The organism is Mesotoga sp., assembly GCF_035363035.1.
Classification (GTDB): Bacteria; Thermotogota; Thermotogae; order Petrotogales; family Kosmotogaceae; genus Mesotoga.
This window is the reverse complement of record NZ_DAOSEH010000017.1, coordinates 1-17835: the sequence shown is the minus strand read 5'-3', so window position 1 is coordinate 17835 and position 17835 is coordinate 1. Positions and strand designations below refer to the sequence as shown.

Here is a 17835-nt window from a genome sequence, read left to right as displayed (position 1 = left end):
AGATGATGCTATAATTTATCGGGATTTGCCCTGCACTTGGTCTTTGGATCGTTATTTCTATCATGCTGAAGTAGTTGAGAGAGCGTCAATCATGTCTAGCCGTGAGAAAAGACATAGTCACGAGAGATTTTCTTCGAATTCTGTTTCCCCTTTATCTCAAAGCTTTCTCAGATGGTTTTAGCAGCTGAACCAGTAGAAAATCCGTAAGACGCGAGAACTGGCCTTAAGTCTGGAAAGGAGCCAGGGCAAATTACTAATTTGGCTACAGGAACCCAAGGGGGGGAACCGAGAATGAAACGTTTGGCGATGCTTCTTCTGCTATTTCTTGCCGTCTCATTGTTTTCGCTGGATCCATACTTCACTGAAGAGAACGTAAACAGCTTCATCGCAGAGCTTGAGGAGAACGGGTTTGTTGTTCAACAGGGTGTGGTTTACACTTGGGATCTGCTAGACCTCTTTTCAAAACACCTGATCCCGAGCTGTTATGGAAACAACGCTTCCAATCCCTATCTAGCATATTTCTTGCCGCCGGCGCCCGGGCAGACAGTTCCAAACACCTTGCCGTTCACCTTCAGGCTAAGGGAGGACGAGGCGATTATCTTCATCGGCTGGACTCCACCGGAGGTCACTTACTTCAGCTATGTCACGTTTGTTATGTCCAAGTATCTGCCCGGTCAAAGCGGCCGGCAACGTGTCCTGGCAAGTGTAGGTGATACGATCAATATGACAAGAATCAAGACGGGTGAATCGATCCTACCCGAGACGGCCGGAACTGTTTTCAATGCTCCAACGATGATCATATCTACCCCTGATAAGAATATGGATGTACTGATGAGAGCCGCCGCGGCAGAAGTGGGTTTTATTCAGAGCCTGATCAACACCGAACCGATTCCTTCAAATATGCTGAAACTGGGGCTTGAGCAGGACTGCGACGAGTTACTAACTGTGATTCGCCTGGCATTGTTCAAAAATCCCGAAGACAAGACCTACGCACAGGATCCTCCACTTATAGTGGATGGCAAACTGACCGTGAAGCCTCCTTACAGTCATAATTATCGAGGCTGGGTCTTGCGCGTCACACCTACCAGACCGATTGAACCTGATCCATTCCCGACGCCGAGCATGATTCCAAGGGACACTGGCGATTATTCTGAACTCGACCTAAAGCCAACTATGGACAGACTGGAGGAAGCAATAATCAAAGAGTACTCCAATCTAAAGGCCGACGTTCTTCGGACTCAAAGATCTGTGGAGATTAGTTACATGGCCATTCAGAACGTCACTGATGTTCTTGGAGATAGCAGGGATACTATATATATCTGGACGGATCCCTTCCTGATAGGAGATGATCCCGATGACTTCGCCATAGTGTTTGGTCCGGTACACTCGCTTACGGGAAAGTCAACTTACTCGAATTTCACAGTCTATACAGATGATCTCGTGAAGGATCTTCTGCCAGTCGAGTCAAAGATTCTCTATGGATTCGCGAGTGTTCACAGTGAGCATAGCGTTGAGAGCAAACTTGGCCTTATTGGCAGCGCAGAGAGATTTCTGCCCGACGATCCAAACGCGAAGTATTTCTATGTCTGGAAAGTTGCGAGGTCAAACCCGGATAATGAAGATTATTGTCTGTTGATTCCAGAACCTACTTCTGAGAGGCTTACCTACAACAACCTGAGAATAGCGTTCAGAGCTTATGTGAATCCTGAGACCGGAGTAGGGCCATCGTATGAAGAAGTTCTCATGGATAAGGTGATCCACTTCAGTCTCGATAAATAGCATCGCAAAAACTATGCGGGACCGCTGGGTAATGCGGGAATGTAGGTGGATAATTCCGCAAGAATAGCATACGTTGAAATATAAAGATAGGCGCGAAAAGCTTTGGGAAGAAGAGCGAGGATTTGATAATCGCTCTTCTTCTTTTATGAACGTCTCTGAAAGGCGTTAAATGGATTTTGCAGAGAGCGAGGAGAAGTAGTATTCTCTTGTTAAACGATTAACTAAACGTTTAACTATGAAACGGGTGAGCCATTTGTCTAATATGAAAGATGTAGCCAAACTTGCGGGGGTCTCTATCGCGACGGTTTCCAACGTACTTTCCGGGAACAAATATGTGAGCCCCGAGCTGCGCGAAAAGGTTCTCGAGTCCATAGATCGCCTTCAATACAGACCAAGCAAGATCGCCAGGAGTCTCAAAATAAAGAAATCTTTCCTGGTGGGTCTCATGGTTCCAGACATAACAAATCCGTATTTTGCAGAAATAGCCAGGGGCGTGGAAAACGTAGCCCTAGAACACGATTATCAGATGTTCCTCTGTAACAGCGATGGAGAAAAGGCTAGAGAAGAAGAGACACTCAATTCCTTTCACAGTCATGGGGTAGATGGAGTGATAAATGTCGCTCCAAGAATGGAAGAGACTGTTCTTGCCGAGCTTTCCAACGGTATGCCCATGGTGATACTCGACCGGCACCTGTCTATTGAGAATCCACTCATAGATATCATCTACACCAACAACTTCAAGGGTTCGGCACAGCTGGCAAGGCATTTTTTAGAGAACGGCCACCGCAGATTCGCCTGCATCGCCGGTCCCAAAGAAGTGCCGACAGCTGTCAGGAGATTGCAAGGGTTTTGCAACGAACTTGAGAAGTTCGGTATAGGAAAAGAAGAGATAACCATTTATTACGCCTCTTTCAAATATGAAGACGGCTACAATACCATGAGATTGATTATAGAGCAAAAGCCCCGTCCCACAGCCGTTTTCGCCGGTAACGACATGATGGCCTGGGGTGCCATAGAAGCGGCTAAAGAAAGAGGGTTGAGGGTCCCTGAAGATATCGCGGTGGCCGGTTTTGATAACGTGCTTTACTCGTCGCTGGTTGTTCCTGCGATGACTACCGTAAACCAGCTGAAATTCGAAGCCGGGCAAACTGCTATGAGACTTTTACTGGAGAAGATACAGAAAAAATCCAGACGGGAGAGCGTATTTACGAGAAAGATAGAACTAGATTCAAATCTTATAGTGAGGGAATCGACCCTTAGCAGAAGAATACCGGAGGTGAACCAATGAAAACGAAAGGAATACTGCACAACGATCTTTCCAGAGAAGTTGCGAGGCTCGGTCATGGAGACATGCTGGTAATAACCGACAGGGGCTTCCCCTTCCCCAGGCATGAAAACACCGTTTGCATCGATGTGTCGGTGGGCAGGAACTTACCGCGCTTGGTGGACGTCGTGAAGGTGGTTCTGGAGGAGCTGGAGATCGAAAAGGTGATAATCGCCGACGAGACAAAAACAGTGAGCCCGCATACCTACGCCGAGCTCAAGGAAGTGATTTCGAAGGTGAAAAACAAGGGAAACGATATCGTTGAGGAGAACATTCCCCATCCGGAATTCAAAGACCTGGTACTGAACGGGGGACTCCAGGGCAAGGAAGTTAAGGTCTTCGTCAAGACTGGTGAATTCACACCTTACGCCAACATAATACTGGTTTCCGGAGTGGATTTCTGAGAGCAGGATCGGACGATTGGACGATTGGACGGGTCGATCGCCGCGGTCGTAGTTAAACGTTTATCCGGCATCTCTGTCGATTTGTGTGTTTAGCCGGGAGGTGGAAGAGTGTGAGCGACAGGAAGGAAATACTGACCGAAATCTTCAAAGTAAATAAACCAATTATCGGGATGGTCCATCTCAGACCTTTGCCAGGTTCTCCCGGCTACGATCGGTCGATCATGGGCATGAAGGAGATAATCAGAATCGCCCTGGAGGAGGCCAGGATACTCGAGGACAACGGCGTTGACGGAGTGCAGGTTGAAAACATATGGGACTTTCCTTATCTGAAGGGAGAAAAGATCGGTCCGGAAACTGCCGCGGCGCTTGGTGTGGTTGCCGCTAGAGTAGGGGAGACCGTCGGTATTCCCGTCGGGGTGGATTGCCATCTCAACGGCGGCAGGATAGCTCTGGCAGCGGCCATCGCTTCGGGCGCGAGATGGATAAGGATCTTCGAATGGGTGAACGCTTACATTTCGCACGCCGGGCTCACCGAAGGGATAGGCGGGGAGCTGGCCAGGTACAGGCACTCGCTCAGGGCCGACGATATCAAGTTCATGTGCGATGTCAACGTCAAGCACGGGAGCCATTTCATCATATCCGACAGGACGATCGAAGAACAGGCCCACGATGCGGAGTCGGAGGGCGCGGAGATTCTCATCGTCACCGGATTCGAAACCGGAAAGGCCCCGACTCCGGAAAAGGTGAAGAGATTCTCCGAGAGTGTGAAAGCACCGGTGATCATCGGCAGCGGACTGACGGAAGATAACGCCCAAGAACTTCTATCTTTCGCCGACGGCGCGATAGTTGGAAGTTTTTTCAAAGAAGGAAATGACTGGAAGAATCCCGTGGACGGTAAAAAAGTCGTGAGTTTCATGAAAAAGATTCATTCTCTGAGAAGGGAGCTTTCGGATGATTGACTTCGAATTCAACGGCGAGATACTCTGCATGGGCAGTATAAACATGGATCTGGTGATGGTTATGGACCGTCTTCCCGAACCGGGCGAGACTGTGGTGACGGACAACTTCAACACCTATCCCGGCGGAAAGGGTGGAAACCAGGCCGTTACGGCCGCTGTGCAGGGGGCGAAGGTAAAAATGTTTTCAAAACTGGGAGGCGACGGTTTCAGCAAGGAGTTGCTGGAGAAGATGGCTTCCAGGGGCGTCGATACATCCAGGATACTTATAGACAGAGAAAAAACAGCCGGTATCGCAATTATACGTGTGGATAGCAAAGGCCAGAACTCGATATCCTTCACTCCCGGGAGTAACGCCTTTCTGACGCCAGGCGATGTACTCGAAAACTCCGACCTCTTCGTGCCGGGCAGGATCCTGCTTTTGACAATGGAGATAAATCTTGAGACCATATACCATGCCATAAGACTGGCGGGCCAGCGTGGTATGTTCGTGATCGTCGATCCGGCACCGGCGCCTTCCAGACCTTTCCCTGCCGATATTCCGCCCCTCGTGGATGTAATCAAGCCGAACGAGTCCGAGGCCAGAGCAATAACCGGAGTCGAGATAAAAAACAAGGCCGATGCAAAAGTTGCGATAGAGAGATTGAAGAAAATGGGTTTCAAACTGCCGGTGATAACACTAGGAGATAAAGGCTTGGTAGCCTGCATCGAAGACAGAATCGTGGAGTTTCCACCCTTGAGCGTGGAATGTATCGACACGACGGCGGCGGGCGACGTGTTTTCAGGGACTCTTGCCGCCTCGCTCGCACAGGGCTGTTCGATCGAGAGGTCGCTTGAGCTTGCCAACTGTGCCGGAGCCTTGAGCACTACGATCGCGGGAGCCCAGACTTCGATACCGTCCCCTGAGAGAGTAAGGCAATTCATGGATAAGCGGGTGTGATAAGGGTGGCCGGAACCGTACTGAAGCTCGAAGATATAAATAAATCCTTTGGAGGGATCCACGCGCTCAAGAACGTTCAGTTCGAACTCTCCGAGGGCGAGGTTCACGCCCTCCTGGGCGAGAACGGCGCGGGAAAATCGACGCTCATAAAAATCCTGACCGGTGTCCACAGGATGGACTCGGGAAAGATCCTGATTCACGGGAAGAACGTCGTGATAGAAGATCCCGTCGATGCGCGCCAGAAGGGGATAGGGGCTATCTATCAGGAACTCAGCCTAATCGACAGTCTGACGGTGGCCGAGAATATCTTCCTGGGTCATGAACCGGTCGGCAATTTCTTCGGCAACCTCAAGAAGAAGGAACTGACCGGAAGGGCTCTGGAGTACCTCAACACCTTCGGCATAGAAATAGCGCCGGAAACGCCGGTATCGGACCTCGGACTGGGACAGAAGAGGATCGTGGAAATAGTGAAGGCGCTCTCGATAAACGCCAACATACTTCTTCTGGACGAGCCGACAACCGGTATGAGCAAAGCCGAGATCGATACTCTTTTCTCCATAATGGACGACCTGAAGAGGAAGAAAGTCACCATGATCTATATCTCTCACTATCTGGATGAAGTCTTCAGGGTCTGCGACAGGGCCACCGTTCTGAGGGACGGCGAAAACGCCGGCGTCTTCAAAATCGGGGAGGTGGATCTCAAAACCCTGGTCAGGGCCATGCTGGGCAGAACCTTGAAAGAGGAGTTCCCCGGGCGAAGCGGCTTCCCCGGCCGGGAGACCGTGCTCGAAGCCAGCGAGTTCCGGAGCGAGGGCATGGCCGCACCGGTTTCCTTCAAGCTTCACAGGGGCGAAATACTTGGGATCACAGGGATCATAGGTTCGGGCAAGAGCGAGCTGGCACTCGGTCTGTTCGGAGTCGATCGAAAGGTGGCGGGCGAGATAGCGGTGAAGGAGGAAAGGGCGGCGATAACATCGCCGAACGACGCTAAAAGGCGCGGCATCTCCTTTGTGCCGGAAGACAGAAAGGTTCAGGGCCTCTTCTTGAGACTACCTGTCGAGCACAATATCACCATCGCCAATCTGGCGCTCTCCATGAAGCGGGGAATTATTTCCTACAGGAAGCGCTTCGAGATCGCCAGAGAAACGGCCGAAAAGCTTAAAGTCACACCCCTGGACGTAAAAATGCCCGTGCAGAACCTTTCCGGCGGAAATCAGCAAAAGGTGGTTATAGGGAAGTGGCTTTGCGGGGCGACCGATATTTTCATTCTCGATGAACCGACCCGCGGAATAGATATCGGTGCGAAGACGGAAATATACTCTCTGATAAACTCCCTGGCCGACAACGGCGCGGGGATACTGATAATGTCCTCGGAGTTCAGAGAGATGAGCGGAGTGTGCGACAGGGTACTGATTATGCGTAAAGGAAGCGTGGTTTCCGAACTCGCCGGTGAAGAACTGACAACGGAGAAAATACTTACAGTGGCGCTTGGAGGTTGAACGTGATGGACAAAAAAATAGAAACCGGGGAGAGAAAGACTGTGAACTGGGTGAAGATCAAAAGACTCCTGAAGGGCGAGCTGGGATTGATACTGATACTCGTGGCCCTGCTGGCGGTCTTCTCCTTTCTGTCCCCTTATTTCTTCACCTCGAAGAATCTACTGAATATCACCCGGCAGGTTTCGATCACGCTAATAGTCGCTATTGGCATGACTTTCGTGATCCTCACCGGAGAGATAGATCTCTCGGTAGGATCGGCCGCGGCGCTGGTCGGGGTTACAACGGCGGTAGTCTTGAAAGCGTCCGGCCAACTGGAACTGGCTATGATTTCAGGCCTCCTCATGGGGGCGGGAATCGGAATCGTTAACGGACTTCTAACGGTGTACGGTAGGGTTCAATCGTTTATCGTAACGCTCGCGATGCTGGGCGTGGCAAGAGGAGCGGCCCTTGTCTGGACCGGCGGGAAACCGATCTCGAAGTTGCCCGCTGATTTCGGAACCATGGGCGCCGGATACCTGGGGGTCGTTCCGGTCTCATCCATCATCGCCGCCGGAATCTTCGTACTGGCGTTTTTCGTTCTGAACAGAACCAAGCACGGTGTTTACATGAAATCGATAGGGGCCAACCGCGAAGCGGCGAGGCTGTCGGCCATTCCCGTCAAGCGCTACAGGGTTCTCGCCTTCGTGATATCGGGCGTGATGAGCGGCCTGGGCGGTATATTGATCACTTCAAGACTCCTTTCGGCCCAGCCAACCGCCGGCGAAGGACTTGAACTGAACGTGATCGCTGCCGTAATTCTGGGTGGCGCTTCCCTGTCAGGGGGTATAGGAACGGTTCTCGGCACGCTTCTGGGTACCATGGTGATCGGTGTAATAGACAACGGAATGAATCTGGTGGGTGTATCGTCGTTCTTTCAGCAGATCGTAAAGGGTGTAATAATCCTTGTTGCAGTACTGGCCAAACGCAGTGACTGATCGTTCGAAAAGAAAAGGAGGAGTAACATGAAGAAGGTAATTCTTTTAGTTCTGATGGTGGGATTGTTGGCACTAACCGGCATGGCGGCAAAGACAATCGGCTTCGCCGTCTCTACTCTGGCAAATCCTTTCTTCGTAACCATGAAGGAGGGCGGGGAAGCAAAGGCCGCCGAACTCGGTCTGGGCTTCGTCGTTCTGGATGCGCAGGACTCTCCGGAGAAGCAGTTCTCTCAGGTCCAGGACCTGATAATCAGAAAAGTCGATGTCCTCATAATCAACCCCGTTGATTCCGACGCGATAGTTCCGGCCGTTCTCGAGGCCAACGCCGCGGGCATACCTGTCATTACCGTTACCAGGCCGTCCAACGGCGGAGTCGTCGCACAGCACCTGGATATCGACAACAAAGAGGCCGGAATGCTGGCCGCAGTTGCCATGGCTAACGCTCTGAACGGTAAGGGAAGGGTCGCCATTCTCGAGGGAATCCCCGGGGCTCCATCGGCCACCGACAGACAGCAGGGCTTTGTAAACGAACTCAAGAAATACCCGGATATCCAGGTTGTGACATCCCTTACCGCGAACTACTCGAGAGAGCAGGGCGCAACTGTCGCCGAGGATATCCTTCAGGGCAACCCTGTGCTCAACGGCATTTACGGACACAACGACGAAATGGCTCTCGGTGCGGTGAGAGCTGCGATCGCGGCCGGCAGACTTTCCGAATTGAAAATCGTGGGAATCGATGCCACCGACGACGCCCTGGCTGCCATCAAAGCCGGAGAAATGGTCGCCACGGTTCAGCAGCAGCCTGCCTTACAGATGGCTATGGCCGTCGTGGCGGCGCAGAGAATAATCAACGGCGCGACCGTCGAGCCTAAGGTCATAATTCCGCTAAAGCTTATCACCATCGAAGAACTGGAATAATTCAGGGTTAATCGAAAAGACGGGCGTCCTCAAAGGCGCCCGTTTTTTTGTGCAGGAAATACGGGACTCATAACCCGCATAACTCATACTGTGAGTTTCCGGGCTCCTGATCCTAAATCCTCGCTCAAGCTACATTACAGTAACTGGCAAAATACAGTCTCTGGATAAGGCGCTTGTGATACATAACATCGCGCCGTTCGAAGAAGATCTTCTCCACCGAAGTCCAGATGAAGACCCAGCTTGTTATGACCAGTATCTGGTCGATCAGGTACGAGGCCGTGAAACTCATAGTCGCGAGAAAAGTGGAGACTCCCATGATGACGGCGCCGATGGCGAGCATTATGAGGCCGATTCTGGTGAGTCTCTTCATATCCCTGTCCAGGTAATACAGCCGGGGAATCAGTTCTTTCTTTACGGACTCTAGAAAGGCATCCAGATCTCCAGTTTCCGCATCTTCACATTCTACGACTACCGCAACTCCCCTGTGGAGAGGGAGATACCGGGTTCCATCTTCCAGGTTGTCGATGATTTCGCGAATTTCCTGCTCATTCGGGAGGAAGTTCGAGACTTTCAAATGAACCGTATCATCTTCTACCTCTTCGGAATAGGCCTTAACTCTTTCATCCAGCTCTTCTATCTTCTCTTTTATGGATCTCAAGGGTACCTTTCTGCTTATGTTGTTTCCCCCCTTTCCACAGTTTTCATCGAGAGTATATCATTCGAGACAGGCCGGAAAGCTTTTTCTTTCACGGTGTACTCACTTAATTTCAATCGAGTACACGAAAGATCTATGTTACCATTGGTCATACCGGGCGTTTGGCCCTGCACGGGGTGAATTATGAAGGCGACTCTTCTACTGCTATTTCTGATAGTATGCTCTCTTTGCCTGGGATGGAGCTTCTTCACCCACAGCAGGATAGCCGTCGCGGCTCTTGAAAGCATCGAGCCTTCGTTGCTCGAGGCGATCAGCGGGGGTCTGCCCCTGCCGCTTTTCAACGACTGGATAGGGCTGCAGGCATCTTTCGTCGACGTTGACAGGTACTTCGTGAGGGAGCTCGTTCCCGGTCACAGCTTCCGTATTCATAATTATCCTGGAATAGAAGGGCTGACGATGTCAGAGATTCTCGAGCTTCCCGGAATGTCCAGAAACGCCCTCGGCGCCCTCATAACTGCCTTCTTTGATGTCAGAAATCTCTCCCGATCGGACGACTTCGCCGGAACTTCCTACGCCATCGCCAGGCTTTTCCACTTTGCCAGCGATCTCACGATGCCGCTCCACGTTGTGAACAACAACGACGGTCAATTAACCGGTCAGCCGGGACTCCATGTGAGGATCGAATCGATTCTGGGCAACTTCTTCTTCAGGAGCGAAATGCTCCTCAGGCAAGGACCGCGCATCTTCGGAGACGAGGAGATCCCCGCGGTGCTTTTCGAAAGTATCCGCAAGTCGATGGAACAGTCTAAAGTATTCGAAGAAGCCGACATGAAAAGAAAGAGAGACTCCGCCTACAGGTTTGCCGCACTCTGGGGGGACGTAAAAGAAGTATTCATCGAAGCCACGAGCAGAGCCGTATATCTATGCGCAAGTCTTCTTATAAGCGCGATTTCGCAGCCCAACTGACCAGAAGAAAGCTATCTATAGTTGCGAAGAGCGGTTCCTCGACGCCACGCGTTCAGTTTCTTGGTCCAAGACCGAAGACATAGTAGAACTCTTGGTTCCTGGGTCTGGTCTCTCCAGAGACGAGATGCCGGATCGGGGTCCGGCATGACGGTAAGGGAGTAAGACTGTCATCCCGTAGAGCATCTATACGGGATCTCGCTCTTACTAGACCCTAGATCCCACACCCCGGAACCCGAACGCGAGAGAAGAGAGGACGAGAAGAAAAAATCGTGAACAGACATCAGGAGCCCGTCAGTCCCTATTTTCGCTCTCGTATAATCTTAAATAACGATTAAGTGAAACTGTATAGAAGTGTCAGTCTCTCATTTCTTTGTTAATAACCAAATGACCTTGTGGGTCTTGAATTCCTCCTTTCATTTCTGAGGCTCGTAAGCCAGGTCAACTCCTCTCTCGAGAAGTAACGCGATGTTTGTCATGTCTGTTCCATCTGGGGTGAGATCCAGGAAGTTGAATGAGATATCTACATAGTCTCCTGAATCTATGCCGGTGTTATTCACTAGAGGTAATATGTCCTGAATATCGTTATTGCTTACACTCACCCACTGCAGGTTTGGAAGAGCTGCAAGAGGCAAGATATTGGAAATTTGATTACTGGAGCATTCGAGATGACTGATCTGAGTGAGAGATGCTAGTGGGCTCAAATCAGTTATCTGGTTTCCACCCATGAAAAGTGCGCTCAGGTTTGCCAGATACTGTAAAGGCTCAAGGCTGGTGATCTGATTGCTGTAACCCCATATGCCTGTCAGGTAGCTGAGGTTCTGTAATGGACTCAAGTCGGTTATCAGATTATTCGAGAAGTCTAGACTATTAAGGTAAACCATACTTGCGAGTGTGGTTAGGTCGGTGATGTTGTTCTGATTCAGCCATATAGTTTGAATTTTCGTGTTCTCTCCAAGGAATAGTATATCGCTATTTTCTAGACCGAGCCCCACTAATGCAAGACTGTTGAGGTTTGGGATTTGGCTCACTACAGAAAGGTCAATGATGGGATTTCTTCCGGTGCTTAAGCCCTGCAGACTTGCTAGCTGAGTGAGTATTGAGATGTCAGAGATGTTGTTAGTTTCAATATTCAGATACTCCAGTTTAGTGAGACTAGCAAGCGGAGAGATGTCTGAGATGTTGTTCTCGTTAATGTATAGAAATCTCAGATTGCTCAGGTGCTCTATACCGGAGATGTTCGAGATACTCCTCCATTCGGCGTGGAAGTTTTCTATGTCCAGCACTTCATTTGCGTAGATTGGTTCACCAGAGTTCTTCCCGATGTACTCTCTTACGACTTGATCCAGATTTGGATCGGAGAAGAATATCTCTTCGGGCTCTTCCACGTTGATGTGAAGAGTGCGTTCAAGCAGAGTGTTTTGGAGTTCAGAGTTTGGAAAATCGACAAGAAAGGCAGAGATCACGAGCTCGTAGTTTCCTGCCTCGGGTAAGTTGAATTCATGACCGAAATCCCAGTTCCAGATTTCTACTTGATCAATAATGCTTCCATACGCATCGTAGAGTGTAATGGTGACTGGAATCTGACATTCAAGACATCCAGATGCGTCCTTCAATCTAGCGCTTAGCCATTGGTTTCCAGTGTTCATGGTTACAGTGGTTGCGTCATCGGATATCTCGCTAATCTCAACTCGAAGTCCTTCGAGAACATGCATGTCCAGTGTTTGCCCGGGCGAGAGCTGTAAGCCTTCGAAATTTGAATAATAGCATGTTCCGTTTCTGCAAACCCCGTAATGATAGCCAACTTTATCGCAGGACATTAGGCGTATTGTGAAGTCTGATGTGTGATACTCCGTCGATACTTTGCTCCTAAAATTGAAACTTACACCCAGGTCTATCGCTTCGTATAGGTCAATGCTGCTAATGAAGTTCAGTGTTGCACAATTCTCAAGCGACAGGGAGCATGATGATGGCATGGATAGATTCTCTGTGAACCAGTGTCTTCCCTGGGCTGGCTCTATGAAATGAATCGTGTCGATGGTCGGTATGTTTCCATAAAGCTTTTTTACTTCGGAGTAAGATGTTGTTGATTGATTATCGTAGAAGTCAGAGAGGAAGAATCTAGCCGTGACTAAACTAGAATCAGATAATTCCATCCCGTTTTCATCAATGAGAGTAAGGTCTGCGTGATCTGTGAAGCCTGAGAGTTCTATAACGTTTGCTCCTGGGACACTCACACTTCCTTCTATGAGGTAAAGCTTGACTCCTTCAAAAGAAAGCGTCTCCACTTTCGCCATGTATCTCCAAGTCCCGGATTCGAGGTATGAGAGGTCCAGGGTCCCGTTGTCTGTTCCCGTACTCGTCGATTGGCTCTCTCTGAAGAAGACGATACTCAGATTTCTTATCTTCTCTCCGGTTTGTGGATTGAATTTTATGTACGACCCGGAGGGCGAGGTTTTCTGGTCCTGGTAATTAATGTTTACTCCTCTTGACTGGAGCTCCCCAACAGCCAATATATCCGTGGAACCCTCTGTCAGGTCGAGATAGTTCCTGTTTACATCTACGAAGTCTCCCGAGCCTATGCCCGAATTATTGACAAGAGGCGAGATGTCTTCTATCTCGTTGTCATAAAGGCTTAGCCATTCTAGATTCACAAGTGATTCCAGCGGAGTGATGTCTGCAATTACGTTTGAAGAGAGGTTAAGAGCCCTTAGATTCACCAGCCCTTCCAGGGCCTGAATATCGAAAAGACCGCCTTGCTTCTCATCACTTTCCCCTGATCCTGTATAGTACACAGCAGGTATATAGAAGGAACTCATTTCGCTCTTGAAAAGAAGGCTTTCCTGGCTGGATTGACTCAGCTCTACAATAGACGAGATTAAGTTTCCGCTTATGTGGAGTTCTTGAAGGTTGATCAGGTTAGATAGCAGGGAGATATCTGTTATTAAGTTGTCTGAGCAATTGAGATAGATGAGAGATGTCAGGTTTGAAATCGGAGAGAGATCATTGATTCTGTTGTTCCATATCCCCAGATAGCTTAACTGCGCCATATTTGCCAGAGGGGAGATATTACTGATCTTGTTGTCATAGGCAAAGAGGCTTCCCAGATTCACCATACCCTGAATAGGGGAAAGATCAGTGATCGAATTCCGGGAGATCCACAGCTCGGTGAGTTGCGGGAGGTTTTCCAGGAATCCTATATCCGCATCGGTCAGGGAAAGTAAGATAATAGCCAGGCTCTGCAGGCTGGACAGGCTTTCAATTGGTGAGAAGTCTTCTATTGGATTGTTGCCCATACTCAGGCCTGTAAGGCTGTAGATGGCCGAAAGAGGAGAAATATCTAAGATGTTGTTTGTCTCTATATTCAGATACTCCAGTTTATTGAGACTAGCAAGCGGAGAGATGTCTGAGATGTTGTTCTCGTTAATGTATAGAAATCTCAGATTGCTCAGGTGCTCTATACCGGAGATGTTCGAGATATTCCTCCATTCGGCATGGAAGCCTTCTATGTCCAGCACTTCATTTGCGTAGATGGGCTCACCTGGATCCTTTCCAATGTATTCGCGGACTACTTGACTCAGGTTTGGATCCACGAAGAAGATCTGCTCACACGACATCATCGTGGAGAAACTCCAGATAGGTCCTTCTGAAATTCCTCCGTTAATGTCTTCTGCGACAACTTTCCAGTAATAGATCGTTTCAGGATTGAGAGATACGAAATCTGAAATAGGGAAATTTTCAGAGCCGTAATTCTCTGCAATCAATGAAAGATCATTGGCATTGCTAGATGTTCCAAAATAGACGTCATACACTATTGGATCGTTATCCGGATCAGAAGATGTCCAGGAAAGAGAAGATCTCAACATGACCTCAGTTGCTCCATTTGTAGGATCTGGATTCGATGGTACAGACGGAGGATAGTTTCCGGGATGGACTGTCGAAAAGGACCAGATAGAACATTGAAAGTCATAGGTAATAGTCTCTCCGGGATGGAGAGGGTCTTCCATAGAAGGAAAGACTCTCCAGTAGTAAATTGGAGAGAAGTTGAGTTCGTTTTCAGGTGGAATCGTGATTGAAGTTGAGTCTGTTGTAGTCTCGAAGAAAATGTAATTATCAAAGTCCTCTCTGGAAAGGCTTATCTGGACTGTATATTCTAAAGTCTCTCCATCTGTGAAGGATTCCCAGCTCAAAGTGGGTTGAAGCGAGACATCAGCCGAGCCTTCAGCAGGAGAAGGATCAGTTGGTTCGCCAATAACATCTGCTCTAAACAAGAACGTGTATCTGTTATTGCCCTTATCATACTGATTACAAGGATAGTGCTCGTACATAACAACATTTTTGTATGTCCAGAAGCTTTCCTCTGTCATTGGGATACTTCCAGCAACGGTAGAATCATATCCGAAGTATTCAGGTCCAATATCCCAAGTACCGCCGGTGCCCAGAGCGTCATCGGAGCCTTCTGTACATAGATAGAATGAAAGTTGTCTGCTGGTCATAGCAACCTGCTCAGGAGTTGCTAGAACATAGCTTCCATCGTCTAGCATCCTGTACCATCTCCAAGACAAGGTCTTGAACTGGCCACTGGGATACAAAGTAGCCGCTGAAAGAGCGAACACAAATCCTTCGAGGTAATCGTCCGGAGTCAAGAAGTCGAAATTGTCGAAATAATAGACGTTCTCATAATCATTTCCCAGTTCTAGGACGTAATCTCCGTTGAAAGGGGGTGTCGTCTCTCCCACTTCTTCCAACTGAAACCATATTTCTCCCCAGCCTGTCTCCCAGTGGTAAGGCTCCCAATGGAATCCACTTTCACGTTCTCCACCGGGTACTTCTATCTGCCCCAACCCGTCGGGAAGCGTCAATCGTCCAGGAACGGAGGTCTCGACCGAGGTTGGTAGACAAGGGACATTCCTCAATCCAATTGCATATCTGACTCCGAATTTGACGAACTCTTCTATCGGCAGGCGAATTGGATTACTAACATCATCAAAGACAATATCGTTAGGATTGAACCACTTCGAGTCTGTTTGTACAGCAAACGTCCAGTTAGTTTCGGGTTCTTCTTCCCTGTCGTACAGCCCGTTCTTGTTTATATCTGGATTCAAGAACTTCTTAAGCGTCATGTCGAATTGGCCGAAAGCCGCAAGAGTTTCGTATGAATGACCAAGAATGTTGCACAGATCCTGTCCCGTAATAAGCTCGGAAGTAAATACACCACCATTCAGAATCAAGTTTCCAAGATCAATTATGTCGTTTGCTGCATATGAAACCGGAAGAGTGTGGAGTCCCAGTTCAGCATCTCCGATAAGACCGAGTACAGTTATGACTCCATCGTATCTTTCCGCTATTCCCAGAACATAAGTTCCACCTTTGTTGAGTTGAACTGAGTTTGTGCCATCAACGAGCACAAAGCGCCCCGAAGAGTCTTCTTCATCAATGTTGGTGTAGACTAGCGAAAGCTCCCGGTCATCCTGCAAAGCGAAACTTGCTTGTTCAGGCTGCGCTAGTGAGAATTTGAGTAGAAAACTGCCTTCTGGAATAACAGTGTCCGATGTGCTGAAGCTCCAGACAGACCCTTCTGTAGACGCTCCAAAACTATCCTTGGCTACTACTTTCCAGTAATATGTACTGACATTCTGAAGGTCCGTTTCTATCTCGAAATTGCTCATTTTGTGGTCCGTTGTCAGTCTAGTGAAAGCCGAGCTATCATTCGGTTCACTCAAGTACACGTCATACGAGAGTTCTCCACCATCAGGATCCTGGCAGTTCCAGGAGAGCGTAGGTCGCAGAGGTATGTCGGTGGCGCCATCGTAAGGAGAAGGACTATCCGGTATCAGTGGCGGATTATTGATGAAATAGTCTGTTACTCTTATAACCGGATTGAGCATGAAGGAAGGATTTCTTCCACCTCGTTTCATTAGCTTTATATCGAACTCATAGAAGACGTTTGTGAGATCCTCCATCTGGAACGGATCGATCATCACGTTGATGTTATTTCCCGAGACTGTGCAGGGATATTCAACATAGTCTACGCTACATGAAGCGTCGCCCGTGATAAGCTTTACCCTATAGAGCGTATCCCCGATTAAAGTCCATATCTCCTTTAGGAAATCGTTCAGGCCATCAACGAGTTCGATTGTCGATGTTTCAAAATTGTCCAGTACTACCAGACCTTTATTTGTTATAGCAGACACTTCAAGAACATCTACATATATGCGTATATTGGAGTCGCTTGAAACTTGAAACTCGCTTTCGGGAAGGTCACGTTTGAAGCATCCTGAAATAAATATCAAGAATACCAACAGCATAAACAGAAACACTCTTCTCATACCCTGGTCCCTCCTTATAAGGAAAGAAAATGAGATGTATTACTAATCACAGTGTCTCTAGATATTTGTCTGTATCAAGCATGAAATGTTTTGTATGTGTAGTGATACCCCAAGATAATAACTGCAATGAGTATACTCCCAAATAATGGAGAAATAGTCCAATCGATTGCACTATTACCACTAATCGTTATGTAAATCTTTCCGTCGAAACACGGTAATATGGAAATCCAGATCGATGATTCTCTGCCTTTTCGTAACCTGGCTTCTCGTATCATAGTGGAAAATCTGAAAGAGTGGAAACAGCTTGAAGATAGACTCAACTTATGGACTTTGACTTAACAAAAGAGCCTTCTCGTGAGCGAAGCAAGCGTCTCGATCTTTCCCATAACTCTCCATGCTCCACTCTCAACGGTTCTCAAGCGAACTCTCGACGCTCCCTCTCTCGTGTTTTTCGCTCTCGTCTTCTCGTGATGGGAGCATTGCGCGATGACGGTGCTGGTTCATTGATGCAGAAGTTAGAAGGACTGTTTATGGTACTTGTTACGCCATAATCTGCGAAGAGGACGAACTCGTTAGCCGAAATCCGGCAGGATAACTATGACTTGATATCAGTATTGAAAGCCGAGTGTCCACATAGGAATCGAGTTTGAATAAGGCAAATCCCTGTCGTCTCTTATTACGAACTCCGCTTTCTTCGGTTTTTTGCTCCTTCCCCCTACTTCAACGATTCTCCCATCTACAGAGAAATCTCCGTTTCGCTCATCCGCAGATGCAAAGACTCTTCTACCGGCATCTTCGAAGGATTGTGCCACAAAGGCTTCTCTTCTTGTTCCGATATTTCCTGCACCAATTGAGTAGAAAGCAGGGTCGCCAAAGAATATTTTTTCACCCTTGGAGAAGGTTCGATTATCGTTTTCTCTATATACTATTCTGATTACTCCTGTTGCGTTCATTACAGTAAGGAGTTCATAGAGCTTTCTCTTCCCTATACCCCAGTCTCTACACATTCTCTCGATGTTCAGCGTTGGTACTTTTGAAATCGCCAGGAACCCAACGACGGCATTCATTAGCCTGAAGTGAATATCCGAGATTTG

At 48.5% G+C, this 17835-nt stretch carries 11 protein-coding genes and 1 pseudogene; 9 read left to right on the top strand and 3 right to left on the bottom strand.

Annotated elements, in window-relative coordinates:
* Positions 1-291 precede the first annotated feature (291 nt).
* From PKX57_RS04550 to PKX57_RS04515, 8 genes are all read left to right on the top strand, one after another.
* The gene (locus PKX57_RS04550) at positions 292-1779 is read left to right on the top strand and encodes a hypothetical protein (RefSeq protein ID WP_472416203.1); all 1488 of its coding nucleotides are present in this window, start codon (positions 292-294) and stop codon (positions 1777-1779) included.
* Positions 1780-2041: 262 nt separating this feature from the next.
* Positions 2042-3067: a LacI family DNA-binding transcriptional regulator gene (locus PKX57_RS04545; RefSeq protein ID WP_472416201.1), complete on the top strand. Its 1026-nt coding sequence runs from the start codon at positions 2042-2044 to the stop codon at positions 3065-3067.
* A complete protein-coding gene (gene rbsD, locus PKX57_RS04540; protein WP_213921111.1) occupies positions 3064-3507 on the top strand; it encodes a D-ribose pyranase in 444 nt (147 codons plus the stop codon). The genes PKX57_RS04545 and rbsD overlap by 4 nt, the downstream gene beginning before the upstream one ends.
* A 110-nt stretch (positions 3508-3617) precedes the next feature.
* Entirely contained in the window at positions 3618-4466 is an 849-nt protein-coding gene (locus PKX57_RS04535) for a BtpA/SgcQ family protein (protein ID WP_472416199.1), read from the top strand.
* A complete protein-coding gene (locus PKX57_RS04530; protein WP_472416197.1) occupies positions 4459-5403 on the top strand; it encodes a ribokinase in 945 nt (314 codons plus the stop codon). Before PKX57_RS04535 ends, PKX57_RS04530 begins: the two co-directional genes overlap by 8 nt.
* Before the next feature lie 5 nt (positions 5404-5408).
* Complete coding sequence (locus PKX57_RS04525) at positions 5409-6902, top strand: sugar ABC transporter ATP-binding protein (protein WP_472416195.1); 1494 nt, start codon at positions 5409-5411, stop codon at positions 6900-6902.
* Positions 6903-6907: 5 nt separating this feature from the next.
* Positions 6908-7876, top strand: a complete 969-nt coding sequence (locus tag PKX57_RS04520) for an ABC transporter permease (RefSeq protein WP_472416193.1) — start codon at positions 6908-6910, stop codon at positions 7874-7876.
* A gap of 27 nt (positions 7877-7903) precedes the next feature.
* A complete protein-coding gene (locus PKX57_RS04515) occupies positions 7904-8794 on the top strand; it encodes a substrate-binding domain-containing protein (RefSeq protein WP_213921740.1) in 891 nt (296 codons plus the stop codon).
* A gap of 124 nt (positions 8795-8918) precedes the next feature.
* On the opposite strand, the gene PKX57_RS04510 is transcribed toward PKX57_RS04515, so the two are convergent.
* Entirely contained in the window at positions 8919-9452 is a 534-nt protein-coding gene (locus PKX57_RS04510; RefSeq protein ID WP_472416191.1) for a hypothetical protein, read from the bottom strand.
* 180 nt (positions 9453-9632) lie between these two features.
* Here PKX57_RS04510 and PKX57_RS04505 point away from each other — a divergent pair, with 180 nt between their 5' ends.
* Positions 9633-10415, top strand: a complete 783-nt coding sequence (locus PKX57_RS04505) for a hypothetical protein (protein ID WP_213920070.1) — start codon at positions 9633-9635, stop codon at positions 10413-10415.
* Positions 10416-10828: 413 nt separating this feature from the next.
* Here PKX57_RS04505 and PKX57_RS04500 read toward each other — a convergent pair whose 3' ends face one another.
* Positions 10829-16741 carry a leucine-rich repeat domain-containing protein gene (locus tag PKX57_RS04500; RefSeq protein ID WP_472416189.1) on the bottom strand — a complete coding sequence of 1971 codons (5913 nt, stop codon included), beginning with the start codon at positions 16739-16741 and terminating at the stop codon, positions 10829-10831.
* A gap of 608 nt (positions 16742-17349) precedes the next feature.
* Positions 17350-17835 (bottom strand): annotated as a pseudogene (locus PKX57_RS04495) (ATP-binding protein); the annotation flags it as partial.

Coding starts and splice junctions, on each gene's coding strand:
- PKX57_RS04550 (WP_472416203.1), top strand. CDS start 292: ATGAAACGTTTGGCGATGCTTCTTCTGCTATTTCTTGCCGTCTCATTG.
- PKX57_RS04530 (WP_472416197.1), top strand. CDS start 4,459: ATGATTGACTTCGAATTCAACGGCGAGATACTCTGCATGGGCAGTATA.
- rbsD (WP_213921111.1), top strand. CDS start 3,064: ATGAAAACGAAAGGAATACTGCACAACGATCTTTCCAGAGAAGTTGCG.
- PKX57_RS04545 (WP_472416201.1), top strand. CDS start 2,042: ATGAAAGATGTAGCCAAACTTGCGGGGGTCTCTATCGCGACGGTTTCC.
- PKX57_RS04500 (WP_472416189.1), bottom strand. CDS start 16,741: ATGAGAAGAGTGTTTCTGTTTATGCTGTTGGTATTCTTGATATTTATT.
- PKX57_RS04505 (WP_213920070.1), top strand. CDS start 9,633: ATGAAGGCGACTCTTCTACTGCTATTTCTGATAGTATGCTCTCTTTGC.
- PKX57_RS04515 (WP_213921740.1), top strand. CDS start 7,904: ATGAAGAAGGTAATTCTTTTAGTTCTGATGGTGGGATTGTTGGCACTA.
- PKX57_RS04520 (WP_472416193.1), top strand. CDS start 6,908: ATGGACAAAAAAATAGAAACCGGGGAGAGAAAGACTGTGAACTGGGTG.